The 26,238-nt window shown below is 64.5% G+C and carries 23 protein-coding genes; 9 read left to right on the top strand and 14 right to left on the bottom strand.

The features are described from left to right. Positions 1 to 2: 2 nt before the first annotated feature. From pheA to EB812_RS04960, 10 genes are all read right to left on the bottom strand, one after another. Entirely contained in the window at positions 3 to 1,250 is a 1,248-nt protein-coding gene (gene pheA / locus EB812_RS04915) for a prephenate dehydratase (RefSeq protein ID WP_130957894.1), read from the bottom strand. 2 nt (positions 1,251 to 1,252) lie between these two features. After that, entirely contained in the window at positions 1,253 to 2,233 is a 981-nt protein-coding gene (locus EB812_RS04920) for a 3-dehydroquinate synthase II family protein (protein WP_118230857.1), read from the bottom strand. 3 nt (positions 2,234 to 2,236) lie between these two features. Beyond that, positions 2,237 to 3,034: a 2-amino-3,7-dideoxy-D-threo-hept-6-ulosonate synthase gene (locus EB812_RS04925; protein ID WP_118230858.1), complete on the bottom strand. Its 798-nt coding sequence runs from the start codon at positions 3,032 to 3,034 to the stop codon at positions 2,237 to 2,239. A gap of 455 nt (positions 3,035 to 3,489) precedes the next feature. Beyond that, on the bottom strand, positions 3,490 to 4,614 hold the full coding sequence (locus EB812_RS04930; protein ID WP_130957895.1) for a DHH family phosphoesterase: 1,125 nt from the start codon (positions 4,612 to 4,614) through the stop codon (positions 3,490 to 3,492). A gap of 88 nt (positions 4,615 to 4,702) precedes the next feature. Further along, positions 4,703 to 5,539, bottom strand: coding sequence for a cobamide remodeling phosphodiesterase CbiR (gene cbiR / locus EB812_RS04935; protein ID WP_242621199.1), 837 nt, complete (start codon positions 5,537 to 5,539; stop codon positions 4,703 to 4,705). Then, complete coding sequence (locus EB812_RS04940) at positions 5,536 to 6,435, bottom strand: sulfotransferase family protein (protein ID WP_118230568.1); 900 nt, start codon at positions 6,433 to 6,435, stop codon at positions 5,536 to 5,538. Before EB812_RS04940 ends, cbiR begins: the two co-directional genes overlap by 4 nt. Positions 6,436 to 6,485: 50 nt before the next feature. Next, complete coding sequence (locus EB812_RS04945; RefSeq protein WP_118230569.1) at positions 6,486 to 7,058, bottom strand: hypothetical protein; 573 nt, start codon at positions 7,056 to 7,058, stop codon at positions 6,486 to 6,488. Between the two features lie 168 nt (positions 7,059 to 7,226). Next, a complete protein-coding gene (locus EB812_RS04950; protein ID WP_270229405.1) occupies positions 7,227 to 7,550 on the bottom strand; it encodes an HU family DNA-binding protein in 324 nt (107 codons plus the stop codon). Positions 7,551 to 7,831: 281 nt separating this feature from the next. Beyond that, complete coding sequence (gene murI / locus EB812_RS04955; RefSeq protein WP_118230571.1) at positions 7,832 to 8,704, bottom strand: glutamate racemase; 873 nt, start codon at positions 8,702 to 8,704, stop codon at positions 7,832 to 7,834. Positions 8,705 to 8,960: 256 nt separating this feature from the next. Further along, positions 8,961 to 9,851, bottom strand: a complete 891-nt coding sequence (locus tag EB812_RS04960) for a sulfite exporter TauE/SafE family protein (protein WP_118230572.1) — start codon at positions 9,849 to 9,851, stop codon at positions 8,961 to 8,963. Between the two features lie 393 nt (positions 9,852 to 10,244). Here EB812_RS04960 and hisH point away from each other — a divergent pair, with 393 nt between their 5' ends. The 8 genes from hisH (at position 10,245) to EB812_RS05000 (ending at position 20,696) form a co-directional block, all read left to right on the top strand. Further along, the gene (gene hisH / locus EB812_RS04965) at positions 10,245 to 10,883 is read left to right on the top strand and encodes an imidazole glycerol phosphate synthase subunit HisH (RefSeq protein ID WP_118230573.1); all 639 of its coding nucleotides are present in this window, start codon (positions 10,245 to 10,247) and stop codon (positions 10,881 to 10,883) included. Beyond that, positions 10,873 to 11,652 (top strand): imidazole glycerol phosphate synthase subunit HisF, encoded by a 780-nt coding sequence (gene hisF / locus EB812_RS04970; protein WP_118230574.1) that lies wholly within the window; start codon positions 10,873 to 10,875, stop codon positions 11,650 to 11,652. Before hisH ends, hisF begins: the two co-directional genes overlap by 11 nt. Positions 11,653 to 12,153: 501 nt before the next feature. After that, positions 12,154 to 12,534 carry an FmdB family zinc ribbon protein gene (locus tag EB812_RS04975; RefSeq protein ID WP_118230575.1) on the top strand — a complete coding sequence of 127 codons (381 nt, stop codon included), beginning with the start codon at positions 12,154 to 12,156 and terminating at the stop codon, positions 12,532 to 12,534. 7 nt (positions 12,535 to 12,541) lie between these two features. Further along, entirely contained in the window at positions 12,542 to 13,855 is a 1,314-nt protein-coding gene (purB, locus tag EB812_RS04980; protein ID WP_118230576.1) for an adenylosuccinate lyase, read from the top strand. After that, positions 13,855 to 14,424, top strand: a complete 570-nt coding sequence (pyrE, locus tag EB812_RS04985; RefSeq protein ID WP_242621200.1) for an orotate phosphoribosyltransferase — start codon at positions 13,855 to 13,857, stop codon at positions 14,422 to 14,424. The genes purB and pyrE overlap by 1 nt, the downstream gene beginning before the upstream one ends. Positions 14,425 to 14,479: 55 nt before the next feature. Further along, complete coding sequence (locus EB812_RS04990) at positions 14,480 to 16,708, top strand: L,D-transpeptidase Cds6 family protein (protein ID WP_242621201.1); 2,229 nt, start codon at positions 14,480 to 14,482, stop codon at positions 16,706 to 16,708. 25 nt (positions 16,709 to 16,733) lie between these two features. Then, positions 16,734 to 17,447, top strand: a complete 714-nt coding sequence (locus EB812_RS04995; RefSeq protein WP_118230578.1) for a hypothetical protein — start codon at positions 16,734 to 16,736, stop codon at positions 17,445 to 17,447. Positions 17,448 to 17,759: 312 nt separating this feature from the next. Beyond that, the gene (locus EB812_RS05000; protein WP_118230579.1) at positions 17,760 to 20,696 is read left to right on the top strand and encodes an insulinase family protein; all 2,937 of its coding nucleotides are present in this window, start codon (positions 17,760 to 17,762) and stop codon (positions 20,694 to 20,696) included. Positions 20,697 to 20,701: 5 nt separating this feature from the next. On the opposite strand, the gene EB812_RS05005 is transcribed toward EB812_RS05000, so the two are convergent. Next, positions 20,702 to 20,926 carry a hypothetical protein gene (locus EB812_RS05005; RefSeq protein WP_130957896.1) on the bottom strand — a complete coding sequence of 75 codons (225 nt, stop codon included), beginning with the start codon at positions 20,924 to 20,926 and terminating at the stop codon, positions 20,702 to 20,704. Between the two features lie 412 nt (positions 20,927 to 21,338). Here EB812_RS05005 and sat point away from each other — a divergent pair, with 412 nt between their 5' ends. After that, complete coding sequence (gene sat / locus EB812_RS05010) at positions 21,339 to 22,610, top strand: sulfate adenylyltransferase (RefSeq protein ID WP_118230580.1); 1,272 nt, start codon at positions 21,339 to 21,341, stop codon at positions 22,608 to 22,610. Between the two features lie 191 nt (positions 22,611 to 22,801). Here sat and lepA read toward each other — a convergent pair whose 3' ends face one another. From lepA to atpB, 3 genes are all read right to left on the bottom strand, one after another. Beyond that, positions 22,802 to 24,607 carry a translation elongation factor 4 gene (gene lepA / locus EB812_RS05015; protein ID WP_118230581.1) on the bottom strand — a complete coding sequence of 602 codons (1,806 nt, stop codon included), beginning with the start codon at positions 24,605 to 24,607 and terminating at the stop codon, positions 22,802 to 22,804. Positions 24,608 to 24,933: 326 nt separating this feature from the next. Further along, a complete protein-coding gene (gene atpE / locus EB812_RS05020) occupies positions 24,934 to 25,257 on the bottom strand; it encodes an ATP synthase F0 subunit C (protein ID WP_118230582.1) in 324 nt (107 codons plus the stop codon). Positions 25,258 to 25,366: 109 nt separating this feature from the next. Next, positions 25,367 to 26,071: a F0F1 ATP synthase subunit A gene (gene atpB / locus EB812_RS05025; protein WP_118230583.1), complete on the bottom strand. Its 705-nt coding sequence runs from the start codon at positions 26,069 to 26,071 to the stop codon at positions 25,367 to 25,369. Positions 26,072 to 26,238: the final 167 nt, after the last annotated feature.

Raw genomic sequence — 26,238 nt, forward strand, 5'->3', positions numbered from 1 at the left:
GATCAGCACTCCGGTTCTGTGGCGTTGAGGTCCAGGCGGTCCAGTTGCGGGCCCGTGGGGTAGCTGCCCAAAATGCGGAAGCTGGTGCAGGCCTCGTGCAGCCTGGTCAGCAGCTCGGCGTAGCGCGGGTCTTGCAGGTCGCATTCCACATCCACAAAAAAGACGTACTTCCAGCACTGGCCGCGCAGAGGGCGGGATTCCAGCTTGCGCATGTTCACGCCGTGGCCGGCCATGAGGTCCAGCACACTGGAAAGCGCCCCGGCCTTGTCCGGAGTGGTGAAGAGCAGGGAGGTCTTGTCCGCGCCGGTATGGCCGGGCTGGGGACCGCTGAGGCGGCCGCCGTGGCGGGCGCTGCCGGGGCCGATGATAACAAAGCGCGTCCAGTTGCCGGGCTCGTTTTCAATGCGCCGGGCCAGTACGCCCAGGCTCAGCAGGTCGGCCAGCTTGCCGTGGCCGATGGCGGCGGCGTCGGGCTGTGCGGCGGCGCGCTGGGCTGCGGCGGCCGTGGATTCCACGGGCACCAGGGCCGCGCCGGGCAAGTGGGCCCGCAGCCAGACCCCGCACTGGGCCAGGGGCTGGGGGTGCGAATAGACCGTGCGCACGGCGGCCAGGGAGGGCGCATTGCTCAGCAGGCAGTGCGAAATGCGGGAAAAAAGCTCGGCCTGGATGTAGACCTCGTGCTTGAGGAACAGGTCAAAGCTCACGCCCACCGTGCCCTGGAGGGAGTTTTCCAGCGGCACCACGCCCAGTTCACACTGGCCGGAGGCCACTTCTTCAAAAACTTCGGCCAGGTCGTTGCAGGGGTGGAACTGGGCGGCGTGGCCCAGGTACTCCACGCCCGCAAAGTAAGAGAACGTGCCCTCCGGCCCCAGATAGGCCACGTTCTGCGGCCGCTGCAGGGCGCGGGAAGAGGAAAAAATCTCCCGCCAGATGGCCCGCAGGTGGTCTTCGGGCAGGGGGCCGGGGTTCTGGGCGGCCAGGCCGTCCAGCACTTCCTTTTCCCGCAGGGGCTTGAAGATGATGCCCGGCACATGGGCCTTGATGCGGCCCACCTCCAGGCTCAGGGCCGCCCGGCGGTTGCAGAGGGTCAGCAGTTGGCCGTCCACGCTGTCAATTTCTTTGCGGATGGCGGCCAGGCGGGCCTGGGGGTCTGTCGGGGCAAGGTCCGCGGCAGGGGCGGGTTGCGCGGCCTCTGCCGGGGTGGGGGCGTCGGCGGAAGCGCCGCGCCAATGGCTGGTGCTTTCGTCCATGCCTAAACCTCCTGAATGTCTTCGCGCACGCGCATGCCGAAATGGCGGCCCGCCTCGTCCAGACGGCAGAGCACCGCATCGCCGGGCTTGAGGCCCACCACGCTCACGGGCGCGCCGTCGGGCGCGGTGAGGCGGATGGTTTCGGCATTCTGCAGGAAGACCGCGCCGCTGCGGGGGCCGTCTTCGGTTTCGGCCTGGGCCTCAATAAGCAGCATGGGCCGCACCTCAATCTTGACCCGGCCCAGAGTGGCCAGGGTGGCCGCGCCCTCCGCGTCCACAATAAGCACCTCCTGCCCGGCGCGCAGTTCGCCCAGGTAGGTGGTCTTGTCGTGGGGCAGACGGGTGTAGGCGTGCACGGCCCCGGCATTGACCCGGAAGGGCCGGGCGGCCACGTATTCGTTGTGTTCCGTTTCGGCGTGCACCAGAAAGGTGAAGGCGCTGGAATTGCCCACCAGCATGCCCTGGCCCCGGTGCAGCAGGGAAAGGGTATCCGCGCAGACGCGGTGCCCCAGACCCACGGATTCCACGCGGGTGATCACCGCGGGCAGGAGGGTTTCCCGCGGCTGCGCCAGCTTGCACTGGGGCACCACCTCTTTGAGCTGCGGGGCCGGGCCGGAAAAAACAATGCCCGCCACGCCGCGTTCCAAAATTCCCGCGGCCAGGCGGGCCTCCTCCAGGGTGCCGGCTTCGGCCAGCACCGTGTCGCTTTGGGCCAGAAGGTTCTCTACGGGGATGACCTCCCAGCCGCGCGCCAGCACCACGCGCTCGCCCTGGCGCAGACGGGCCAGCACGGCTTCTTCGTCGGCCTTGGAAGTCAGGGCGGCCAGGGGGGTATCCTCGTCGGCCCAGACAGCGCCGCGGGCCAGACCCGCCACCTGTTCCACATGTTCGCGGGGGGCGATGACGCCGTCCACGCCCGACTCCAGCGCCAGGGTCACGGCGCTTTTGTCAAAGGGCACACAGCGGAAGTAAATGCGCGACATGGGCTATTCCCCCACCATGGCCAGGGCCTGGTCCACATCGGCGTCCTGGTGCACAATGGCGCGCAGGGCCTTGACCAGCGCCACCCTGTTGGGATGCTGGAACACGTTGCGCCCCACGGAAATGCCCGCGCCGCCGGCCTGAAGAGAATCGTGGACCATCTGCAGGATCTGGCGGGTGGAATCCATGCGTTCGCCGCCGGCAATGACCACGGGCACGCAGCAGGCGGCCACCACTTCGGCAAAGCTCTCCACATCACCGGTGTAGGGCACCTTGACGATATCCGCGCCCAGCTCCACGCCCACGCGGGCGCAGTGGGCCACCACGGTTTTGTCAAAGCCGTTCTGCACCTGCGGGCCGCGCGCGTACATCATGGCCAGCAGGGGCACGCCCCAGTTGTCGCAGGATTCTGCCACCCGGCCCAGATCGGCCAGCATGAGGCGTTCGTTGGGGTCGCCCAGGTTTACATGTACGGAAACGCAGTCCGCGCCGTGCTTGAGGGCTTCTTCTACCGTGCCCACCAGGGTTTTGGCGTTGGGGTAGGGGGAAAGGGCCGTGGAGGCCGAAAGGTGGATGATCAGGCCGATATCGCTGCCCGCGCTGCGGTGGCCGCAACGCACCAGGCCTTTGTGCATGAGCACGGCGTCCGCGCCGCCTGTGGCCATGTCGTTGACGGTCTCGCGCATGTCAATAAGGCCTTCCACTGCGCCCACGGTGACGCCGTGGTCCATGGGCACGATGATGGTGCGCCCGTCTTCGCGGTTAATGATGCGTTCCAGCCGGATGCGTTTGCCCAGATACATGGTGGTCTCCTTCCCTTTGCTGAGTTGCGCGCGGTGTGCCCGCGCGGGTGGGGGAAGCGGAGCCCGGCTTTTTCCGGCGGCCGTTACAAGAAAAGGGCCGCCGGCGGATTTGCCTGCGGCCCTTTTGAACTTCCCAACTTTTCTTACGGCGTCAGCGAAGCTCCCGACCACAGGCTCCCATAAAGTACGCAAAGTAATACCAGCTGAAGAAGCCGGCGGCGTAAGCGGAGGTGTGGTTGGGGGCGATACGTTGCATGACGTGAACCTTTGTAAAATTCGTAAAAGCAGAATTACGCGCGGGCCGGGGGCTTGTCAACAAAAAAATCGCGGGGCGGGCAAAAAGACGGCGGCGGGGCGCAACCCGCGAATTTTTGCGTTTTGCGCGGCGGCTGGTTCCGCCCGGAGTATCCTGCCCGGAGTATCCTGCCTGGAGCATCCCGCCCGGATTGCCCCGCTCAGGAGGGGGCTGGCCGGGCCTGCTCCGCATGGGCCTGGCTTGTATGGGGCTGGCCCGTTGCCGCCTGCTCCGCATGAGGCTGGTCCGCGTCGGCCGGGGCCGCAGCCGTGGTTGGGGCCGCCTGCTTGGGCCGCAGTTTGCGCGTCTCCAGCCGTTTAAGGACAAAATCCGCCGTTTTGACGCCTTCGGGCACGGCGCTCAGGGGAAATTCGGCCCGGCCCAGGGTGCGGTGCCCGCCGGCCTGGCCCACATCGTAGAAGCAGGCGTCGGCCAGGCGGCCGATGTCCCGTCCGCCGTCGCCGCGAAAAATGACGATAACGGTTTTGCCCACAATGCCGCTGACGGCTATCCATTTGAGGCCGTGCACGCGGGTGAAGAAATCGGCCACGGCCACCAGCAGGTCCGCGCTGTTGACCTCGTTGAGGCAGGTGTGCGCGCCCGCGCCCCGGCAGTCTGTAAGGGAACGGAACGCGCGGGAAAACAGGGGCAGCCACTGGCGCAGGTATTCGCTGCGCACAATGCGGCGCAGCACGTTGTTGTCCGCATGGCGTGAAAGCCACTGGTAGGCGCGGAAGTCGTCCTCGCCGCCAGAGCGTTCAAAGGCCGCCGTGTCCGTACGGATGCCGTAGAGCAGGGCCGTGGCCAGGCGCGGGCCGGGCCGCACGCGCAGGCCCTGCAGGTAGCGGGTCATCATGGTGCTGGTGGCCCCCACGCCGGGGCGGATGTCCACAAAAGCCTCCGGCGTTGTTGCGTTGTCGTCCGGCGTGCCGGGTAAGGGGTGGTGGTCGATGATGCAATCAAACTGCAGGCCCTGAAAGGCCTTGTGGTGGTGGGGCTGCGAATCCACCATGGCAAAGCGCGTGTACTGGCAGGCCTTGTCCGGCTGCCAGGGCTTTGCCGGGATGTTCAGATAGCGGATCATGGCCAGATTGTCCGGCCGGGTTACCTCGTTGACGCGCGCAATATCCACGCTGTGCACGTGGTGAACCAGAATGCGCTTGAGCGCCAGCGCCGAGGCCAGAGCGTCCGGATCGGCATTGATGAGGATGCACCAGTGGTCGTCCTTGTTCAGGCTTTGCCGCCACTGCTTCATGTGGGCGACAAGTTCGGCATTGCCTGCCATGACATGTCCTTGTAGGGATTCCTGGTTCCGGCCCTCCCGTGTGGGCGGACCTTGTGTGGGGCCTTGGCCGGATTTTTTTGGGGGGGGCTCAGGCCCCGCCGCGCAGCGTCGCTGCTCCTTTTTGCGCCAGCACGGCCAGAACAGGTAGCGAAGCGGCCAGCCCGTTCCACTGAAAAATTTCCACCAGGTGCGTGGCTGCGGTCGGCACACGGGCCATGACGGCAGCGGCCGTGCGGGCTTCCTCCGGTGTGAAGTCTGTAAGCGGTCGGTGCCGGTCGCCGCCGGCCGGGGCGCTCCAGTGGAGCAGCGCCGCGGTCTCCGGCAGGGCGGAACGCAGCAGACGGAACTGAGCATAGCCCAGGAGGTGGCCTACGTCCAGGCAAAGACGCAGGCCGTGGTCCTCCAGAAATCCCCTCCCCAGCGTGGCCGGGTCGCAGATGTCGATATTTTCCACCAGCAGGGGCGGGCCGCCCTCGGCCTGCCACAGGGCGGCAAAGTCCGCCAGCAGCCGACGCTGGCGGGCCGGCGCGCCGTCCGGCGGGTGCAGTACGGCCAGGCGCGGCCGCAAAAAGGCGGCCTTGGCGGCCACGGCGCGGGCCAGGGCCACGCAGGCGGCCGCCGGGTGCGCGCCCGCAGCGCGCGCGGGCCAGGGCAGATCTACGGGCAGATGCACATGCCAGCGCAAGGGCAGGTCGGCCAGATCCGGGGGCAGATCTTCCGGCCCGTAAGTCAGGCAGGCGCGGGCTTCAAAAAAACACAGGGCCACCTCGTCCACCTTGTGGGCCAAAAAGCGGGCGTTGGCCGCCACCGTGCCGGGCAGCACAAAGGATGGCGCCGCCAGGCGGCCTGCCAGAGGGTGCGCGGCAAGGGGGCCTTGCAGCCCGCCGGCCTCCCCGACCGTGGGCCTGCCCCCGGCAAAGCTCATGGCTGCGCCTCCGGCCCCGGCGCGCGCAGCGGGGGCGGCGGCAACTGCCGCATGGCCGCCAGCCAGCCGCCTACGGCGCGGGTGCAGGCGGAGCTTTCCATATCGTCCAGGGGCGCGGGGCGTGCCGGGTCAGGGCGCAGGGCTGTGCAGATGCGCAGGGCCAGAGCGCCCCAGGGGGCTTGGTCTGTCGGCGCGTCCGGGTCTGCGGGGAGCGCCGTCGGCGTGTGGTGGCAAAGGTCCGCATCCAGAAAGTCGTTGCAGAAGACGGCGCGCTCTGCGGCGTCTACGGGCAGGCGCAGAAAGCGGGAAAGGCGTTCCAGAGCCGCCTGGGGATCGCGCAGTAAGGATTCGTAGTCCACCAGCATCCGGGGCAGCCCCGCACTGCCCGTGATGGCCCCCAGGGTATGGGCCACCCAGAGCGCATGGCTCTGCTCCGCGTCCAGATTGTCGCGGCGGGCCAGAGAAGCGGCTACGCTCTCTGGGTGGCGCAGGCAGATCAGGCAGTGCGGCCGTAAGGCCGCTGCCGCCAGCACCGGCCGCCAGAAGGGCATAAGCAGGCTCAGCCGCGGGTCCTTAAGGCCGTGGGGCGCGCCGCCCGCACATTTGTCGCGCAGCAGGGCCAGAGCTGCCGCCCCGGCCTCGCCGCCCGCCAGACGGCGTTGCTCCACGGCAGGAGGCGGCGGCCAGTGGCTCCAGTTCTGGCCCAGCTGCCGCAGCAACTGCCTGTTGCAGGCGTAGATATCCTCATCTTCAAAAAAACCTTTGGGATTGCAGGACAGGGGGGGCAAAAGCCGCGCGCCCAGATCCACACCCAGCACGCGCAGGGCGCGCGCCCAGGCGCTTGTACCGCTGCGGTGCATGCCCAGCACCAGAATCAGCCGCGCCGTTTCCGGCATGGGAGCCCCCTTGTGCGATGGGTGCGGAGAAAAAAGGCCGGATCCGGTGTTCAAAGCGCCAGCACCACCACCAGAAAACCGCTCTGCATGAGGACCGCCAGCCCTAAGGCCAGCCAGCGCATGCCGCCGGAAAGGGCGCGCGGCGTGCGCTCGGCGCAGAGCGCCAGAATGCCCTGCACGGTCCGCTGCAGGGGCCAAAGCAATACCAGCAGGGCCCAGAACAGCCCCGCCCAGGTAAACCAGCGGATTTCGCGGATATTCCAAAAACGCGCCAGTGTTTCGTAAATGTCCAGACCCCCGTTGCTGAAGGCGTTGGCGATGCCTTCCACCCGGTCCAGAGCCGTCCCTTCGTTGAAAATAAGCCCCATGCCCAGAAACAGGGCCAGCAGGGCCAGAAACAGCAAAAGGAACAGCCAGAAGGTCTCGAGCTGCCATTGGGCGTGGGCCGCGCCCAGCGCTTCGTCCCCCCGGATGCGGGCCATGCGCCGCAAGAGCAGGGCCAGCACCAGCACGGGCAGTGGCGTCAAGGTCAGACGCGGCAGCCAGAGCGCGAACGAACCGCTCGCCAGCAGCAGGTAGTTCAGCCAGAATAACCACGGCGTGGAAAGGGCAGCGGCGGGCATGGACGCTCCTAGGTATGAAATGCGATATATTATATATGTAAAATTAATTTACGTCCAGACGTGAAAAAACATTTTGACGCGTACCGCGCGAGGCTGCAAAAAAGCAAGCAAAGCGGCGCCGCCTCCTCAGGGATGCGGCGCCGCAAAAAATGGAGACAAAAACCAAGGCTACTTGATGGCGTCTTTCAGCCCTTTGCCGGGCGTAAATTTGGCGACCTTGCTGGCGGGGATGGTGATCTCCTTGCCGGTGCGGGGGTTGCGGCCCTTGCGGGCGGCGCGCTCCACAACCTTAAAGCTGCCGAAGCCGGTAAAGGTCACGGACTCGCCGGCGGCCAGAGCTTCGCGCAGGGCGGTAACCACAGCGTCCAGAGCTTCCTCGGCCTTGGCTTTAGTGGGCAGACCGGCCTTGGCATGGATTTTTTCAACAAGCTCAGCTTTTGTCATGATGCTTCTCCAAACGGATTTTGGTTTCCTGTGTTGCCGGTCCGGCAAGGGCTGGACCGAGCCCCGGGGCTGACGACGCCAGACGCCATAGAGCGCTCAACCTGTGCCGGTCCGGCAAGGATACGCCCCGGGGAAAAAGACCTCTGGCCGCGTCAATCGCGGTCGGACTGTCCCTTCCTTACGTGAGCCCCCCCCTCCTGTCAACGAAAAAGCGCAGAATCCCGCGCCCACTCTGGCTTTTGCGCCCTGGAGGGCCCAGAGACGCACGGGGACGGCAAAGGGATTTTTTTATATTATTCTATTATTCAAGTATGTTAAAAGATTGATAGCTACAAGTCTACCAAGGCCACTTCCGCCGGGTCCAGAGGCCGCCCCAGAAAGAGGCTGCCCGTGCGGGCAAAGCGGGCCGTGTTGTCCGTAGTCAGGAAGCGGCAGCGGCCGCCCTCGGCGGAGATTTCGTCGGGCCGCAGCAGGTCTTGGCGCTCCAGGGCAGCGGCCACCCAGGCCGCTGTGGTGGCCGCGGAATCCACAATGCGCACCTGCGGCCCCACCACCGGCCGCAAGGCCCCCAGCAGCAGCGGAAAATGCGTGCAGCCCAGCAGCAGCGTATCCGGCGCAAGGTCTGCGCTTGTGGCGGCCGGCAAAGCGGCTGGCGCGGCGGTTGGCGCGGGGAAGAGGTCGCTCAGGTAGCGGCGGGCCACGCCTTCCACCACGGGGCCCTCCATCCAGCCTTCTTCGGCCAGAGGCACAAAGAGGGTGCAGGCCCGACCCGTGACCACGGCCTGGGGCCGCAGCCGGGCGATGGCCCGCTGGTAGGCCCCTCCGGCAATGGTGGCTTCGGTGGCGATGACCACGATGTGCCCGTTATGGCTGGCCTGGACGGCGGCTTCCGCGCCGGGCTCCACTACACCCAGCACGGGCAGGGGGGCGAGGGCCTCGCGCAGGGTGGGCAGGGCCGTGGCCGTGGCCGTGTTGCAGGCCACCACCAGCATTTTTACGCCCATGTCCACCAGGGTGCGGGCGGCCTTGAGGGTGTAGCGGATGATGGTGTCGCGGCCCTTGGTGCCGTACGGCAGGCGGGCCGTATCACCGAGGTAGACAAGATCCTCATGGGGCAGGCGGGCATTAAGGGCTTTGAGCACGGTAAGGCCCCCCATGCCGGAATCAAACAGCCCCACGGGCAGGGCGGCGGTATGGCGCATGGCGTATCCTTTAAAATCTTTCACCTTTGAGAACAAACCTGCTCAAAGATTTTACCCCGTTCGCTTCGGCGTTTATCAGCACAACGACATTGCGCGCACGCCTGCGTGGTGTTTACTCGTGTCCTTGATATCCTCGGACATCAACGACATTGCGCGCACGCCTGCGTGGCGGGCGGCCGCTCAAGCAGTCGCCAGAGCAATTGCAACGTGAAACTGCCCTGACCGCGTGCAGGCTGCCCTGCGGCGGCGCGCGGCGCTACACACCTTGGCCCAAATAGCGCAGGGCTGTAAAGAGCAAAACCGCAGCCAGCAGCGCCTTGAGCGCAAAGGCGGGCACATGCTTCTGACAGCGCGCGCCCAGGTAGACGCCGCAAAGTCCGCCCAGCCCCACCAGCAGGCCCATGCGCCAGTCTGGGGCCACGGTCAGGTGGGGGTAAAAGGGGGCGAGCAGGGTGTAAAAGCCCACGCCGGCCAGCGAGGTCAGCCAGGTGGCCAACAGCGTGGCCCCGGCCACTACGTGCACGGGCAGGCCGAAACAGGCCACCAGGAAGGGCGCCATAATGGCCCCGCCGCCGATGCCGTAGGCCCCGCCCACCAGCCCCACCGCCAGGCTCAACAGGGCCAGCTTGCGAGTGGATACGCTGTAATGCGCGTCCTGAAACGTGAACTCCAGCACACGGCTGTTCCAGGCAAGCACGCGGCAGGAGGAAAGATTCTGCCCTGCGGGCCGGGGCGCTGGCCTGCGCCCCCGTTCCCGCCACAACAGACGGGCCATGCGCAGACCCATATACAGCAGAAGCAGCCCGGCAAACAACTGGAAGCTGGCCGGATCCGGCAGGAGGGTAATGCGGATGAAAGCCCCCAGAAAAACCCCCGGCAGGGTGCCCAGAGCCACGGTAAAGGCCAGGGGCCAGAGCATGCGCCCCTCGCGCCAGTAGCGCCAGACGCCTGAAGGACAGGCCAGGACGTTGAAGAACTGGTTGGTGGAGCTGACGCTGGGGTTCACATAGCCGAGCACGCTCATCTGAAAAGGCAGCAGCAGAAAGGCCCCGGAAATGCCCCCCATGGAGGTGACGAAAGAAATGCCCAGCGCGGCGGCAAAGGGGATGAAGGGATGGCATTCAATGCCGGCTGTGGGAAAATACATGGCGCGCCCTCTCAGGTATTGTCAGAATAACAAAAAAATTATTGTAATAAAAACAACAAAATATTTATTCTGTTCTTCACGGTTTTTATAATAAGCGTGATTAATGCTCTTGTCACCCCAGGCCCCTTGGCGCGTCGCCCGCAGGAGGCTGATCCGCCTTCGCAACCGCCCGGCGTCGTTGGCGTTTTGTGGACTGAAAATTTTGCGATCGTTGCCGCATCCACCTTGTCCGGGCTGGGCCGACGCATTTTTGCGGCGGCCGGGCGGCAGGGGCGGCGTGCTGTGGCCCGCGTTGCCTGCCGGGACGGAAAAAGCTATAGTGCCTCTCCGCAACAGAGGTATTTGACCGGCGCTTTCCCCCCGTTTGCGCCGTCCATACAAGAGAGGACGCACATGTTGGCCATTCTGGACTACAAGGCGGGCAATCAGACGAGCGTGCGCCGGGCCCTGGAGCATCTGGGCATTCCCTGCGCCATCACGGCGGATCCCGCGGCGCTGGACGCGGCCCAGGGGATAATCTTTCCCGGCGTGGGGGCCGCGGGCCAAGCCATGGGCGCGCTGCGCGCAAGCGGCCTGGATCAGGTGCTGCGCCGCGCCGTGGAGCGGGGCCGGCCCCTGCTGGGCATCTGCCTGGGCTGTCAGATTCTGCTGGAGCGCAGCGAAGAGAACGACACCCCCACCCTGGGGCTTGTGCCCGGCGTCTGTCGCCGGTTTGCGGACGGCATGCGCCAGGAGGACGGCACGCCGGCTCCGGTGCCGCACATGGGCTGGAACGATATCAATCTTCAGGCCCCCTGTCCGTTGCTCACGGGCGTGGACCCCGGCGCGGAATTTTATTTTGTGCACAGCTATTATGTGGAGCCGGCTCCGGACCTGGTGCTGGCCACCAGCGTGTACGGGCGGGAGTTCTGCTCACTGTACGGGCGGGACGGGCTTTGGGCCGTGCAGTTCCATCCGGAAAAAAGCGGTCGCCCCGGTCTGACCCTGCTGCGCAACTTTTATCGCTACTGCGAGGCCCGCCATGCTGCGTAAGCGTGTCATTCCCTGTCTGGACGTGCGCAACGGCAGGCTCACCAAGGGCATCCGTTTTGCGGGCAACGAGGACATCGGCGACCCGGTGGAAAGCGCCCGCCGCTACTATGAAGAAGGCGCGGACGAAATCGTGTTTTACGACATCACGGCCTCGGCCGAAGCCAGGGGCATCTTTCTGGACGTGGTGGAGCGCGTGGCCGCGCAGATTTTCATCCCCTTTTCCGTGGGCGGCGGCATCGCCAGCGTGGCAGACATGCGCGCCGTGCTTCTGGCCGGGGCCGAAAAGGTTTCGATCAACTCGGCGGCGGTCAAAAATCCGCAGCTTATCCAAGAGGGCGCGGCGGCTTTTGGTTCCCAGGCTGTGGTGGTGGGCATGGACGTGCTGGCCGTGCCCGTAAGCCCGGAGATCCCTTCGGGCTACGAAATCGTCATCCACGGCGGGCGCAAACGCATGGGCCTGGACGCCGTGGCCTGGGCCCGGCGCTGCCAGGAGCTGGGCGCGGGCGAACTTTGCATCAACTCCATTGACGCGGACGGCACCAGGGACGGCTACGAACTGCGCCTCACCCGCGCCATTGCGGACGCCGTGAGCCTTCCGGTCATCGCTTCGGGCGGGGCGGGCGAACCCCGGCACATGCTGGAGGCCGTCACCACCGGTGGGGCTTCGGCCGCGCTCATTGCCTCCATTGTGCACTACGGGCAGTACAGCATCCGCCAGTGCAAGGAATATATGGCCGCCCACGGCGCGTCCGTGCGGCTCACCTGGTGACGGGCTGGACTTTGCCGCCGAAAGTGTTTATACATACCCACTTAAATTACGGGGTTGTTTCCCCTGGAGGAAGTTATGGCTCATAAAAAAGTGGAACGCAAAAAGGAACTGGACCGCCGCCGTCACCGTCGCGAAGAGCGACTGAAGCAGCGCGTGCGCGAAGCCAAGGCCGCCAAAGCCTGACCCCTTGCACGCCAACGCCCCGTTGGCCGCATAGGCAATAGTGCGGCGTGGGGCGGGGCTTTTGTGTTACAGGGCTTTCCGCTTGCCCGAAGTGCGTTCGCGCGCCTTTGGGAAAGTGAAACGTTTTCGGCGGCGGGCGTGCGGGCTCCTCTTGCGGGGCTGCCGCGCAAACGCCCTGTTCCGCCCCTTTTATCCACAGCGTTCCTCCCGGCTGACGGCGGAACGTGCCCCGGGGCACTGCGGTTTCGTAGTGCCCCGGTAACAACTCTCATGGAGAACGGCGCGTGCGGTCCGGCCGCGCCGCCGTTACACTGTGCTATGCCTATCTACGAATATCAGTGTCCCAAGTGTCAGCACCGTTTTGAAGAATGGGTCAAACTGGCGGACGCCCACGGGCAGGAGCCCTGCCCCAAGTGCGGCACGCCCGCGCCGCGCATCATGTCGCACACGTCCTTTGTGCTTAAAGGCGGCGGCTGGTATGTGAGCGACTACGGCTACCGTAAAGGCATCAAGGAAGACGGGTCTTCCGCCACGGCCGCCGCGTCCGATTCCGGTTCGGGCGCCTCCGGCGGCAGCGCCGGTTCCGCCCCCGCCGCTTCCGGATCTGCCGCGCCCGCCAAAGCGGCGAACGCCCCTGCGGCGGCCCCGGCGGCCCCCGCTGCGTCCACCACGTCCAAGCCCGCTCCCGCGGCCTCATGAGGCAAGCATGATCGATCGTTATACCCGGCCGGCAATGGGCCGCATCTGGACCCTGGAAAACCGCTACCGGGCCTGGCTCGACGTGGAGCTGGCCGTGTGCGAGGCCTGGGGCGAACTGGGCCGCGTGCCCGCCGACGCCCTGGCGCACATCAAGGCCACGGCGGCCATCGATGTGGACCGCATTCTGGCCATTGAAGAGGTGACCAGGCACGACGTCATCGCCTTTTTGACTTCGCTGGAAGAAAAAGTGGGGCCCGAGGCGCGCTACATCCACCTGGGCTGCACATCTTCGGACATTGTGGACACGGCCAACGCCTTGCTGCTGGTCCAGGCCGGAACGCTGATCCTCAAGGATCTTGACGCGCTGCTGGTCACTTTGGCGGATCTGGCCCAAAGTCATAAAGGCGTGCTCTGCATGGGCCGCACCCACGGCATCCACGCAGAACCCACCAGCTTCGGCCTCAAAATCCTGGGCTTTTATGCGGAGTTCGTGCGCCACCGGGAGCGCGTCCGGGCCGGGCTGGAAAGCGTGCGCGTGGGCAAGATTTCCGGCGCAGTGGGCACCTACGCCTTTCTTTCGCCCGACCTGGAGGCCCGCGCCTTGGCCCGGCTGCACCTGGAGGTGGACCCGCATTCCACCCAGATTGTGCAGCGCGACCGCTACGCCCACTTCTTTACCTCTCTGGCCATTCTGGCCGGCGGGGTGGAGCGGCTCTGCGTGGAGCTGCGCCATCTGCAGCGCACCGAAGTGCTGGAAGTGGAAGAGGGCTTTGCCAAGGGGCAGAAAGGCTCTTCGGCCATGCCGCACAAAAAGAACCCCATCTCGGCTGAGAACATGTGCGGTCTGGCCCGGCTGCTGCGTTCCAACGCGCTGGCTTCACTGGAAAATCAGGCCCTCTGGCACGAGCGGGACATCAGCCACTCTTCGGTGGAGCGGGTCATCATGCCCGATTCCACCATCCTGGCGGACTATGTGCTGGCCCGGTTGGATCGGCTGTTGCGGGGCCTGGTGGTCAAGCCCGAACGCATGCGCGAAAATATGGAACGCTCCTACGGGCTCTATTTTTCGCAGCGGGTGCTCACGGCCCTCATCGCCACGGGCCTGCCCCGGCAGCAGGCCTACGAGGCCGTGCAGCGTCTGGCCATGCAGAGCTGGGAAAGCCGCACCCCCTTCCCCGACCTGGTGCGCGCGGACGCGGCCATGAGCGGGCGCCTGGGCGCGGAGGCGCTTAAAGACCTGTTCGACCCGGCCTACTACCTGCGCTATGAAGACGCCATTTTTGCGCGCGTGCTCGCCGCGCCGGTAAAGGAGAAACGCTAGTGGACGCGCCTACGCTGGACCTCAAGCGCCGTCTGGCGCGGCTGCTGGTGGAAAAATCCTACCGGGAAGGTGATTTTTTGCTGGCCTCCGGCCGCCGAAGCGATTACTATTTTGACTGCCGCGTCACTGCACTGCACGCCGAGGGCTCCTGGCTTATCGGCAGTCTGTTTAACGACCTGCTCAAGGACGTTGACCTTCGCGGCGTCGGGGGCATGACCCTGGGCGCGGACCCGCTGGTTTCCGCCACCACGGTCATTTCGCACCAGCAGGGCAGGCCGCTGCACGGTCTGCTGGTGCGCAAAGAGGCCAAAGGGCACGGCACCGGCCAGTTTGTGGAAGGTTTGGGCAACTTTCGTCCGGGCGACCGGGTGGCGTTGCTGGAGGATGTGGTCACCACGGGCGGTTCGCTGCTCAAAGCCTGCGAGAGAATTCGGGACGCGGGCCTGTCCATTGCGGCGGTCTGCGCCATTCTGGACAGGGAAGAAGGTGGCCGGGAAAAGCTCCGTGAGGCGGGGTATGACCTGCTTGCGCTCTTTACCCGTGCGGAACTGGTGGCCCTTGCGCGTTGAGGGGGCCGGTTGCCGTCTGTGGGGGGTGGCGTTGGCGCTGCTGTTTTGCGGCGCAATGACGCTGGCCCGTCCGGCTTTGGCCGACAACTGGCAGGCCACCCTCTACAACGAGGGCCTGCCCACGCATCTGGTAGCCGTGGACAAGGCTCGCCAGACCTTTCTTTTTTTTGAGAAAAAAAGCCCCCTTAAACTCAAGTACACGTTCCCCTGCACTACGGGTCAGCTTCCGGGCGACAAGCAGGTTCTCAATGACCTGCGCACCCCGGAAGGCGTCTATTTTGTGGAATACAAAATAGCCAGCGGTCTGGATTTTAAGGAATACGGCGGCATAGCTTATACGCTCAACTACCCCAATCCTGTGGACAAGCTGCGCGGCAAGACCGGCCACGGCATTTGGATCCACAGTAAGGGTTTCGGCATTGAACCCCTTTCTACCAGGGGTTGTGTGGCCATCGGCCTGGACGAAATCGGCGAGGTGGGCCCGCAGCTCACCCCAGGCACGGCTGTTGTCCTGGCCGAAAGGCTGGACGAAAAAAGCGTGCCCCGGGTTGACGACGGCACCGCCCGCCAGTTGCGCCGCCTCATGCAGGCCTGGAGCAGCGCCTGGGCCGCGCGTTCCCGTAAGTTTTTCGATTTTTATGATGCCGAGGCCTATTCCAGGGCCATGCCCGAAAGTTTCGTCGCCTTCCGGCAGAACAAGGAACGGCTGTTCAATATTCTGCGCTTCATCAAGATTTACAACCGTAAAATCCATGTGCTGGAAGGTCCGGGCTACTGGGTGACATGGTCGGAACAGTTGTATACGGCTTCCAACCTTTCCACCGAGGGTATCCGCCGCCTGTACTGGCAGCGCGGCAAGGACGACAAATTCCGCATTGTGGGTATGGAATGGACCCCGCGCGACCTGGGCATGCGGGCCGATTTTCAGAAGGGCCGCCTGGTGGCCGAAGCGCCGCTGCAGGTGGTCAGCGATGCCGGCTCCGAAGCGCCCCGGCCGCCGCGCCTGGATATGCCTGAAAGCGCGCCGGAGGAGGCTGTCGCGGCGGCATCTCCTGCGGCGGTTGCGTCCCCGGCTGCGTCCGATGTGGAAAAAGCCCCGGTTCTGCAGTCCGTTGACCAGTCTGTTGCGGCTTCGGCCCCAAAGCCGACCGACACCGCGGCCGACAATGCGGGCAAGTCTTCCGGTGAAAAAGCCGCCGCACGCACGCTGCTGGCCTTGAGCGAGCCCCTGGTGCCCCTGCGCCAGACCGTGCCGCCGCCGGCTGAAGTCAACTGGGGCGCGCGTCCGGGTATGGCGGCCGGCAAAGCGGCCCAGCCCGCGCTGCCGCCGCAGGAGGCGCCACAAGCTGTACAGCCGTCCGCGTCGCAATCCGCGCCCGGCGCGGCCGTTGTTCCCACAGGGGCGGCTGCGCCCAGCGTGCCGACATCCCCCGCTGCTCCAGCCATGCAGCCGCAGGCCGCTCCGGCTGCGCCCGCCCAGCCGCAGGCCGCGCAAACCCAGTCCGTGCAGCTGCCGACCCTGGAGCTTTCGGCGGGCACCAGGCAGGCCTTGGCCGCGGCGGTGGCCGACTGGAACACGGCTTTTGCCGCCCGTGCGGCCCGCATTGCCGATTTTTACGACCAGGCTCGCTACAACCGTGAGCCGGGCGCGCCGCGCGGGCATTCCTTGCGCACCACCCTGCGCGAGTTGGAGCGCCGTTTTGCTGCGCCCTGGCTGACGGTCATCAACCGCAAGCCCGACATGGAAATCAAGGGCGGTCTGGCCGTGACCAGCTGGGAGCAGCTGGTGGCGGCCCCCGAAGGTTTTGCCGAAGGCGTGCGCACCCTCTGGTGGCGCAGGGGCGAGGACGGAGGCTTCCGCATTGTGGCGGCCCAGTTCCGCCCCGGGCCCACAGGCCTGGCCGCCGATTATCTGGATCGGGTCAGCGATCAGGCCAGCGCCGCCCTTGAAACCTGGCGCAAGGCCTGGGAGGCCGCGCAGCTGGACGCTTACATGGACGCCTACACCAGTGACGCCGTGCAGCAGGGCCGCCGCGGGGCCGCCAACATCCGGCGGCAGAAGGAGCAGCTCTGGGCGCGGGTCAAGCCCACGCTGGTGCGCATTTCCGGCTTGCGCCTGGTGGTGGACCGCGCGGGCCTGCGGGCGGACATGACCCAGGTCTATGCGGACAGCGCGGGCCACAGCGACCGGGGCACCAAGACCCTCCAACTGCGTTTCGACGGCAAGCGCTGGCGCATCGCCCGTGAGGACTGGGCAGCGCTGCCGCCCGCGCCCCAACCCTGACGCCGGTTGCGGCGTGGAGCCGACCTTGGGCTATAAGACCAACCTCTGCATCATGTTCATGCCCGACGCGGGTCCGCGCCGCAGCTATCGGGTGCGGCAGGGCAGCTTCCGTCTGCTGCTTCTGCTCTGCGCCAGTCTGCCTGTGTTCTGCGCACTGCTGGGCTGGCAGTGCTGGCGGCTGTGGCAGCAGAATCTACAGCTGCGCGAAAATGTGCTCCGTTTTGAAAGCGATTACCAGGCCGCCCAGGCCACGGCCGAGCGCCTGGAAAATCTGGAGGCCCTGCTGCGGGAAGAAAATCTGTCCGGCAGGGAGCTGGTGCTGCGCCGCCTCAACGCCGTAGACGAAGAGGAGGCCCCTCCTGCAGAGTCCGCGTCCGCCGATGGGCCGGGCCATGAGGCCTTCCCGGCCGTGGATACGGGGTATGTGGCGGTGAGCAACGTGCAGGTCCGCGCTTTGCGCGGGGGCAGGCTGCGCATTGCCCTGGACCTGCGCAATACGGACAGTCAGAAGATTGCCGTCGGCACGGTCAGCGCCGTGCTGCTCACGGCCGACGGCAAACGCCGTACCCTGGATGCGAACCCGGACAGCGCGGCCAGCTTTCGCATCAACCGTTTTAAGCGCGCGGTCATGATGGTGGACGCGGGGCGCAGCCGTATGACCAACGCCCAGGTTTTCCTGGAAGTACATTCTCAGGATGGGGCGGTGGTCTTCCGTAATATTTTTCCTGTGGAGCGTTAGGGCATTGCAATTTTGCAATGCCCTGGCGGTTGCGTAAGCAGACGCCCGCCGTGGAGGCGCAAGCGTAGCTGCAGCCGTTGCGGCGCAGGAGCTTGGCCCGTTACGGCGGGCAAAGACGGCAGCGCTATGCAGTTGCGCACGTAAGCGCCGGAACGCGCGTGCCGTAACCTTTCGCGTATGCATTCTCAAAGGTAATCTGCTCTGGCACGCGCGTATCTTCCTAGGGCGTCCGCAAAGGGCCGCCTTTCCCCACACGGGCCGACGCGCTGCCGTCGGCATCCCCAAAAATCCACTTCCTTTGAAGGAACAGCAATGAACAAGCACGGTTTCACACTGTTTACGGAAAAAGATCTGCACGAGGTCGGCGGCACGGCGCGGCTCTGGCGGCACGAAGTCACGGGCACGGCGCTGCTTTCCGTCTGCAATACGGACGAGAATAAGTGTTTTGGGGTCAGCTTTCGCACGCCCCCGGCGGATTCCACAGGTGTGGCCCACATCCTGGAGCATTCTGTGCTCTGCGGTTCGGCCAAGTATCCGGTGAAGGAACCCTTTGTGGAACTGCTCAAGGGCTCTCTGCAGACCTTTCTTAATGCCTTCACCTTTCCGGACAAGACCTGCTATCCCGTAGCCAGCTGCAATCTGCGCGATTTTTACAACCTGGTGGATGTCTACATCGACGCCGTGTTCCATCCGCGCATCAGCGAAGACATCTTCAAACAGGAGGGCTGGCATGTGGAGGCCCCTGCGTCCGACGGTCCCTGGGCCTACAAGGGCGTGGTCTATAATGAGATGAAGGGCGTTTATTCTTCGCCCGATTCCATCCTGGCCGAGCAGAGCCAGCAGGCCCTGTTCCCGAACACCCTGTACAGCCTGGATTCCGGCGGCAATCCTGAGCACATCCCGGACCTGACCTATACGGCCTTTCACGATTTTCACAGCCGTTACTACCACCCCAGCAATGCCCGCTTTTTCTTCTGGGGCGACGACCCGGAGGAGGAGCGTCTGCGCCTGCTGGACGAAGCCCTGCAGGGTTACGCGGCCCGGCCCGTGGATTCCGTCGTGCCCCTGCAGCCCCGGCTCACCACGCCCCGGCGGCTGGAACTGCCCTATGCCGCAGCGGCGGGCGAAACCCGCGCCCTGTTTACGGTCAACTGGCTGCTGGGCGAACGCGGCGACGTGCACCAGGCTCTGCTTATGGAAATGCTGGAGCACGTTCTGGAAGGTCTGCCCGGTTCGCCCCTGCGCAAGGCGCTGATCGCCTCCGGTCTGGGCGAGGACACCACTGGCTGCGGTCTGGAAACGGACCTGCGCCAGATGTACTACTCCACAGGCCTCAAGGGCGTGGCCCCGGCCGACGTAGCCCAGGCCGAGGCCCTTATTTTTGATACGTTGGCGGACCTGACACGCACGGGCATTCCCGCCGCCGCTGTGGAGGCTGCCGTCAACAGCGTGGAATTTGCCTACCGCGAGAACAATTCCGGGCGCTTTCCCCGCGGACTGAGCGCCATGATTCAGGCCCTCTCCACCTGGCTTTACGACGGCGATCCCTTGGCCCCCTTGGCCTGGGAGGCGCCGCTCACCGCCATTAAGGACCGTCTGGCCGCCGGTGAAAAGCTGTTTGAAGCGGCCATTGCCGACAACTTCCTGAATAACGCCCACCGCGCCACGGTGGTGCTGCTGCCCGACGCCGGACTGGGCGCGCGGCGGGAGGCGGACGAGGCCGCCCGTGTGGCCGCCGTGCAGGCCGCTGCCGGACCGGAGGAACGCGCCGCCCTGGTGGCGGAAACCCGTCGTCTGCAGGAAGCCCAGACCGCGCCCGACAGCCCGGAGGCCCTGGCCAGCATCCCGGCCCTGGGCCTGGACGATCTGCCGCGAGAAAACGCCGTTATCCCCCGCGCTGTAGCCCAATGGCCGGAAACGGCCCTCAGCCATGAGCTGCCCACCAGGGGCATTGCCTACGTCACCCTGTTGTTGCCGCTGGAAAACGTGCCCGACCGCCTGGCCCCCCTGCTGCCCCTGTTTGCCCGCAGTCTCACGGAAACAGGCACGGCCCGGCGGGACTATACGGAACTGGGCGCGCTCATGGCCGCCAAAACCGGCGGCCTGGGGGCCGACCCCTTGCTGGGGGTGGTGCGCGGCAGCCGCAAGACCGTGAGCTGCCTCAGCCTGTCGGGCAAGACGGTGTATGATAAGCTGCCGGATCTCTTTGAACTTGTGGCCGAAGTTTTGTTGGAGCCCCAGACCGATGCGGCTGTGTTGGGCGAGCGCCTGCGCCAGATGCTGCTGGAGGCCAGGGCGCGGCTGGAACACGGCCTGCAGGCAGCGGGGCACGCCGCTGTGAGCGCCCGGCTGCGGGCGCGGTACACGGGCGCGGGGGCCCTGGCCGAACGCACCACGGGCCTGAGCTATCTGGAAAGCGTGCGCGGCTATCTGCGGCGTCTGGAGGCCGAGCCGCAAGCCCTGCTGGACGATCTGGAAGAGCTGCGCCGTCGCATTGTGGCCCGGCCCGGCGCTGTGTTTGACTGCACGGCCGAGGCCGAGGGCCTGGCCCTGGCCGAAACCCACGCCCGGCAGCTGCTGCGGGCCCTGCCGCCCGTGCGGGCCGGCGGGCGGGGCGATTTGGGCGCGGCCCCCCTGGATCTGCCTGCTGGTGAAGCCTTTGTGGCCCCCGCCCAGATCAACTATGTGGGCAAGGCCGCCAACCTCTATGATTTGGGCTACACCTATCACGGTTCGGCCAGCGCCATCCTGCGCTATCTGCGCATGGGCTATCTGTGGGAGCAGGTGCGCGTGCGCGGCGGGGCCTACGGGGCCTTTTGCGGTCTGGACCGCCTGGGCGGCACCCTGGTCTGCTCTTCCTACCGCGATCCCAATGTGGACGACACCCTGAGCGCCTTTGACGGCATGGCGGATTTTCTGCGCTCCTTTACCCCAGATGCGGCCCAGCTCACCCAGGCCATTGTGGGGGCCATCGGCGATCTGGACGCCTATCAACTTCCCGACGCTAAGGGCGCGCAGTCTCTGGCCCGCTGGCTCACGGACGATACGGACGCGGCCCGCGCGCTCATGCGTGAGGAAATCCTCGGCACCACGCCGCGTCACTTTAAAGAGTTTGCCGACGTGCTGGCCACGGCCGCGCGCGAGGGGGCCGTTTGCGTGCTGGGCGGGCCCAAAACCCGGGCCGCGGCTGCGGCCCACGGCTGGCCCATGCAGAAACTGGTGGAAACCCAGGGGGGCACGGAGAACTAGAGCCGTTAGCGAATGAAATGAGCTAACTGCTCTGCAAGGATTTTCTTGAAAATCCTTGCCACGAAATGCGCGAAGGCAGGCTTTTGCCTGCCGTAAGTGAGCATTTCAAGTGTTAAATGCTCTAGGCTGACGGCCCCGGCAATATCCTCTTGCGCCGTGCAAGCGGGCGTGCGCGCCGCTGAACAGAAACCCGGCCAGAAACCCGGCCAGAAACCCGGCAGGACAGGCAACCATGGCCTGATCCTGCCGGGTTTCTGCGCTGGTCTGGCGTCACGCCGGGGGCGGGCCGGGTTGTCTTCTGCATATTTTCCCGGACGGAAAAAGCAGCAGCGCGGCCAAGGCCTGCGCCATGCTTGAGAAAAAAAGCGCCATCAGCCTTTTTTGACGCCGGACGGGCACACTTTTTTCATATTTCCCCCTTCTCTTTTGCCGTGGTTCAGGCTATGCTGAATTATCCGTAAACGGGACAGCACCGCCCCCGGTCTTCTTTTTGGGGTGCGGAGCCGAGATTTTTTTGGGGAGATGGTTGACTTTTTGTTAGATTATTCACAAGATGCTTTTGAAAGCAGTCCTCCCTCTTGGCGCGCCGGCACGCCAGCCCCAGGGGGAGGCGCCCATAACCAAAACACGGAGGATTTCGCGATGTCCAAACTGGTAGCTCCTCATGGCGGCAAGGGCCTGGTCTGTTGCCTTCTGGAAGGCAAGGCCCTGGAAGACGAAAAGAAAAAAGCCGCTGGCTTGAAGCAGATCGAAATTTCTTCTCGCGCCAAGGGCGACCTGATCATGATGGGCATTGGCGGCTTTTCGCCCCTCAAAGGCTTCATGAACAAGGCCGACTGGAAGAGCGTTTGCGAAAAAATGACGCTTTCCGACGGCACCTTCTGGCCCGTTCCGGTGACCCTGGACATCGCCGCCGCTGATGCCAAGGGCCTGAAACCCGGTGAGGAAGTGGCCCTGGTCCGCAAGGGCGAGATTATGGCCACCATGAAGGTCGAGGAAGTCTACGAGATGACCGAGGCCGACAAAAAGTGGGAATGCGAGCTGGTGTTCAAAGGCTCCGGCCCGGACTCCGAAAAGTTTTGGGAAGTGGCCCCCAGCGACCACCCCGGCGTGAAAATGGTGCTGGCCCAGAAGGAATTCAACCTGGCCGGCCCCGTCAAAGTGCTTTCGCAGGGCGAATATCCTGAGAAGTTCCCCGGTGTGTACATGACCCCCGCCCAGCTGCGCGCCAAGATGGACGAACGCGGCTGGCAGAAAGTGGCCGCCCTGCAGCTGCGCAACCCCATGCACCGCTCGCATGAATACCTGGCCAAAATTGCCGTGGAAGTCTGCGACGGCGTGGTCATCCACTCTCTGGTGGGCTCCCTCAAGCCCGGCGACATCCCGGCCGAAGTCCGCGTGAAGTGCATTGACACCTTGGTGGACAAATACTTTGTCAAAGACTTCGTCATCCAGGCCGGTTATCCTCTGGACATGCGCTACGCCGGGCCCCGCGAAGCCCTGCTGCACGCCACCTTCCGCCAGAACTACGGCATCAACAACCTCATCGTGGGCCGCGACCACGCCGGTGTGGGCGACTTCTACGGCATGTTTGAAGCGCAGGAAATCTTCCGCAAGATTCCCCAGCCCGCCGAAGAAGGCAAGCGCCTGCTCTGCCATCCGCTGAACATCGACTGGACCTTCTACTGCAAAAAGTGCGACGGCATGGCCAGCATGCGCACCTGCCCCCACGGCAAGGAAGATCGCGTTATCCTGTCCGGCACCAAGCTGCGCAAGATGCTCTCCGAAGGCGCGGAAGTGCCGGATCACTTCGGCCGTGAAGAAGTGCTCGTTATCCTGCGTGAGTACTATTCCAGCCTCACCGAAAAGGTGGAAATCAAAATGCAGCGCGCCGCTTCCGGCTCGACCATGTAAGTTCGGCTCCGGAACAACGCCATCACAACATCAAGAGGCGCCCGCAAGGGCGCCTCTTGTTATTTTCTGCGTGGGCGCAAACGCCTTGCTGCAGTGTTGCCGCGTGTTGTGTCAGGAGGTTGCAGGGCATTTCAATGTTACAATGCCCTGGCGGTTGCGTAAGCAGTGGCCAGCGCAATTGCAAGTGGAGCCTATTCGTCGCCCACTTTGAGCGCGGCCAAAAAAGCCTCCTGCGGCAGTTCCACATTGCCCATGCGCTTCATGCGTTTTTTGCCTTCCTTCTGTTTTTCCAACAGCTTACGCTTGCGGGTAATGTCGCCGCCGTAGCACTTGGCGGTCACGTCCTTGCGGAAGGCCGAGACGGTTTCGCGGGCAATGATCTTTTGGCCGATGGCAGCCTGGATGGCTACCTGGAAGAGCTGGCGCGGGATGCTGCGCTTAAGTTTGAGGGCCAGGGCCCGGCCGTAGGTATAGGCGCGGTCGCGGTGCACGATGACGGCCAGAGCGTCCACGGGTTCGCCATTGAGCAGAATGTCCAGGCGCACCAGGTCCGCAGCGCGGTAGTCCAGCGGGTGGTAGTCCATGGAGGCGTAGCCCTTGGTGGCGGACTTGAGCCGGTCAAAAAAGTCGTAGACGATTTCGGCAAAGGGCAGTTCGTAGGTGAGCACCACGCGGTTGGTGGCCAGATAGTGCAGGTTTTTTTGGAAGCCGCGCTTTTCTTCGCACAGTTTCATGACGTTGCCCACGTATTCGTTGGGCACATGGATATCCATGTTCACATAGGGTTCATAGAGCGCGCGGATTTTGGTGGGGTCCGGCAGGCGGCTGGGGTTGTCGATCTCCAGGGTTTTGCCGTCGCTGGTTTCCACCTTGTAGATAACCGAAGGGGCAGTGGCGATGAGACCGACTTCGAACTCCCGCTCCAGGCGCTCCTGAATGATTTCCATGTGCAGCAGGCCCAGAAAGCCGCAGCGGAAGCCAAAGCCCAGAGCCTGCGAGGTTTCCGGTTCAAAGGTAAAGGCCGCGTCATTAAGCTGCAGCTTTTCCAGCGCGGCCTTAAGGTTTTCGTAGTCTTCAGACTCGGTGGGGTAGAGCCCGCAGAAGACCATGGGCTTTACGTCCTTGAAGCCCGGCACGGGGGCATCGGCGGGGTTGTCGGCCAGAGTAATGGTGTCGCCCACCTTGGCGTCGCCCAAGGCCTTGATGGAGCCGCACAAAAAGCCCACTTCACCAGCCTGCAGCTGGGGCACGTCCTTGGCTTCGGGGGAGAACACGCCCAGACGCAGCACTTCATATTCCTTGCCCGTGCTCATAAGGCGCACCGTGTCGCCCACGCGCGCGCGGCCGTCCATGACCCGAAACAGGATTACCACGCCCTGGTAACTGTCGTACCAGGAGTCAAAAATCAGCGCTTTGAGCGGAGCTTCGGGGTTGCCCTCCGGCGCGGGCAGGCGGTGGACAATGGCCTCCAGCACCTGGTCCACGCCCTGCCCGGTCTTGGCCGAAACAGGCAAGGCCTCGGAGCAGTCCAGGCCGATGCTTTCTTCTATTTCGGCCTTGACGCGCTCCACATCCGAGCTGGGCAGGTCTATTTTGTTCAGTACGGGGATGATTTCGTGGTCGTGGTCCAGGGCCAGGTAAACGTTGGCCAGGGTCTGCGCTTCCACGCCCTGGGTGGCGTCCACCACCAGCAGGGCGCCTTCGCAGGCCGCCAGGGAGCGCGAAACTTCGTAATTGAAGTCCACATGGCCGGGCGTATCAATGAGGTTAAGCTCGTAGGTGCGGCCGTCGGCGGCAGTGTAGGGAATGCGCACGGTTTGCGCCTTAATGGTGATGCCGCGCTCACGCTCCAGGTCCATCCTGTCCAGATACTGCTGGCGGGCCTCACGCTGGCTGACCACGTTGGTCAGTTCCAGAATGCGGTCGGCCAAGGTGGATTTACCATGGTCGATGTGGGCAATGATGCAAAAATTGCGGATGTGGTCCTGTTTGGGCATGGCGTGTTCCTGCGGCCTGAGTAACGTTTTTGAGCAGAATTCTATAACCAAGTTCCGCGCAAAAGTCCATGTGTCCATGGGGCCGCGACAGCTTTGCGCGCGGTGGTTGCGGAGCAGAATCTACGCCCCCGCGAAGGGACGACCGAACAAGCCGCAATGACGCTGCGCTCGTCGGCTGCGGAGCAGGGCACAAGTGCGCCATGGGCGGGAGGAACTCCGGTTTGGTGCGGGCTCGCGCCGCGTGCCGCAACGCGGCGCACTGCCGCCCACGACACGAAAAAGGCGGCCCCGAGGAGCCGCCCTTGTGGACAATGGCTGGTCCGGCCTTACGCGTAGGGGTTGGCGTACAGCAGGATGAAGCTGATAACCAGGGCGTAAATGGCCAGAGATTCAATGAAGGCGAAGGCCAGAATCATGGTGCCGGTGATTTTGCCGCTCACGTCAGGGTTGCGGGCAACGCCTTCGCAGGCGCCTTTGAGGCCCAGGCCCATGCCGATGCCGCAGCCGAAGGCGGCGATGCCGATGCCGAGGGCGGCGGCCAGGCAGGTGTAGCCCAGGGCGGCGGCGTCAAGGCTGCTGGCGGCGAAGGACATGCTGGCCATGCCCATCAGGACCACGGTGTTGAGGGCGATCATCAGAATCTTGCGCATGAGACACTCTCCTTGCACTGTTGTATGGTTGGGTCGTAATGACCATTCCCGGCAGATTCGGGCCGCAGATGCGGCGTATGCGCGACGTTCGGGGCCGCGCCAAAGGTTCCTAGTGTTCGGGGGCTTCCAGCGCGCCCTTGATGTAGAACATGGTAAGCATAAAGAACACAAAGGCCTGCATGAGCTCGCCCAGCAGGAACAGCGCATAGGTGGGCAGGGTACCCAGAATGGGCGCCATGACGAAGAAGAGAATCAGCACAATTTCCTCGCCCCGCAGGTTGCCGAAAAGACGGAGGGAAAGCGAGATGGGGCGGGAAAGGTGCGACACAATTTCCAGCGGAAACATGAGTGGGATGAGGAATTTGGAAGGTCCGGTAAAGTGGTGGATGTAGTGCCCCTTCCAGCGGATGAGGCCCACGGCGTTGTAAAATATCAGCACAAACAGGGCCATGCACACGGTGGTATTGAGGTTGGCCGTGGGCGAGTCAAAGCCGGGCACCAGACCGATGAGGTTCATGGACAGGATGTAGATAAACATGCCCACGAGCAGGCCTACATATTTGCGGCCGTTTTCGCCCATGGTGTAGATGATGAATTCCTCAAGACTGTTGACCAGGGCCTCAAAAAAGTTCTGCAGCCCGCCGGGCACCAGGGTCAGGCGACGGCGCATGATCCAGGCCAGGGTAAACAGTATGGCCATACAGACCCAGGAATAGAAGACGTGCTTGAATTCCACCACCTGCCCGCCGAGGGTGACGTTGTCCAGACCCACAAACGTGGAGAGCAGTACCGGATGCGGCAAACCACCTGCCATGAGCCATGCCTCCTGTGCCTAGGCGCTGTGCGCCGGTTGCTGTGTGGCCCGAGGGCCGTTCCCCAGAAAAATTGTCTTCCGCCGTTCTAGGGCATTGCAACCTTGCAATGCTCTGCGGTTGCGTAAGCAGCCGCCTGCCGTAGAGGCATAAGCGCAATTTGTTTGCG

The sequence above is a fragment of the Desulfovibrio legallii genome (assembly GCF_004309735.1).
GTDB classification, from domain to species: Bacteria; Desulfobacterota; Desulfovibrionia; order Desulfovibrionales; family Desulfovibrionaceae; genus Desulfovibrio; species Desulfovibrio legallii.

What these genes read in the sequence shown, in the direction of transcription:
- hisF (WP_118230574.1), top strand. Translation starts at nt 10,873, where the DNA reads ATGCTGCGTAAGCGTGTCATTCCCTGTCTGGACGTGCGCAACGGCAGG.
- EB812_RS04925 (WP_118230858.1), bottom strand. Translation starts at nt 3,034, where the DNA reads ATGTATCTGGGCAAACGCATCCGGCTGGAACGCATCATTAACCGCGAA.
- hisH (WP_118230573.1), top strand. Translation starts at nt 10,245, where the DNA reads ATGTTGGCCATTCTGGACTACAAGGCGGGCAATCAGACGAGCGTGCGC.
- pheA (WP_130957894.1), bottom strand. Translation starts at nt 1,250, where the DNA reads ATGGACGAAAGCACCAGCCATTGGCGCGGCGCTTCCGCCGACGCCCCC.
- atpB (WP_118230583.1), bottom strand. Translation starts at nt 26,071, where the DNA reads ATGGCAGGTGGTTTGCCGCATCCGGTACTGCTCTCCACGTTTGTGGGT.
- EB812_RS04960 (WP_118230572.1), bottom strand. Translation starts at nt 9,851, where the DNA reads ATGTATTTTCCCACAGCCGGCATTGAATGCCATCCCTTCATCCCCTTT.
- cbiR (WP_242621199.1), bottom strand. Translation starts at nt 5,539, where the DNA reads ATGAGCTTTGCCGGGGGCAGGCCCACGGTCGGGGAGGCCGGCGGGCTG.
- EB812_RS04920 (WP_118230857.1), bottom strand. Translation starts at nt 2,233, where the DNA reads ATGTCGCGCATTTACTTCCGCTGTGTGCCCTTTGACAAAAGCGCCGTG.
- murI (WP_118230571.1), bottom strand. Translation starts at nt 8,704, where the DNA reads ATGCGCCATACCGCCGCCCTGCCCGTGGGGCTGTTTGATTCCGGCATG.
- purB (WP_118230576.1), top strand. Translation starts at nt 12,542, where the DNA reads ATGATCGATCGTTATACCCGGCCGGCAATGGGCCGCATCTGGACCCTG.
- atpE (WP_118230582.1), bottom strand. Translation starts at nt 25,257, where the DNA reads ATGCGCAAGATTCTGATGATCGCCCTCAACACCGTGGTCCTGATGGGC.
- EB812_RS04930 (WP_130957895.1), bottom strand. Translation starts at nt 4,614, where the DNA reads ATGGCAGGCAATGCCGAACTTGTCGCCCACATGAAGCAGTGGCGGCAA.
- EB812_RS04945 (WP_118230569.1), bottom strand. Translation starts at nt 7,058, where the DNA reads ATGCCCGCCGCTGCCCTTTCCACGCCGTGGTTATTCTGGCTGAACTAC.
- EB812_RS04940 (WP_118230568.1), bottom strand. Translation starts at nt 6,435, where the DNA reads ATGCCGGAAACGGCGCGGCTGATTCTGGTGCTGGGCATGCACCGCAGC.
- EB812_RS04975 (WP_118230575.1), top strand. Translation starts at nt 12,154, where the DNA reads ATGCCTATCTACGAATATCAGTGTCCCAAGTGTCAGCACCGTTTTGAA.
- EB812_RS04990 (WP_242621201.1), top strand. Translation starts at nt 14,480, where the DNA reads ATGACGCTGGCCCGTCCGGCTTTGGCCGACAACTGGCAGGCCACCCTC.
- sat (WP_118230580.1), top strand. Translation starts at nt 21,339, where the DNA reads ATGTCCAAACTGGTAGCTCCTCATGGCGGCAAGGGCCTGGTCTGTTGC.
- lepA (WP_118230581.1), bottom strand. Translation starts at nt 24,607, where the DNA reads ATGCCCAAACAGGACCACATCCGCAATTTTTGCATCATTGCCCACATC.
- EB812_RS05000 (WP_118230579.1), top strand. Translation starts at nt 17,760, where the DNA reads ATGAACAAGCACGGTTTCACACTGTTTACGGAAAAAGATCTGCACGAG.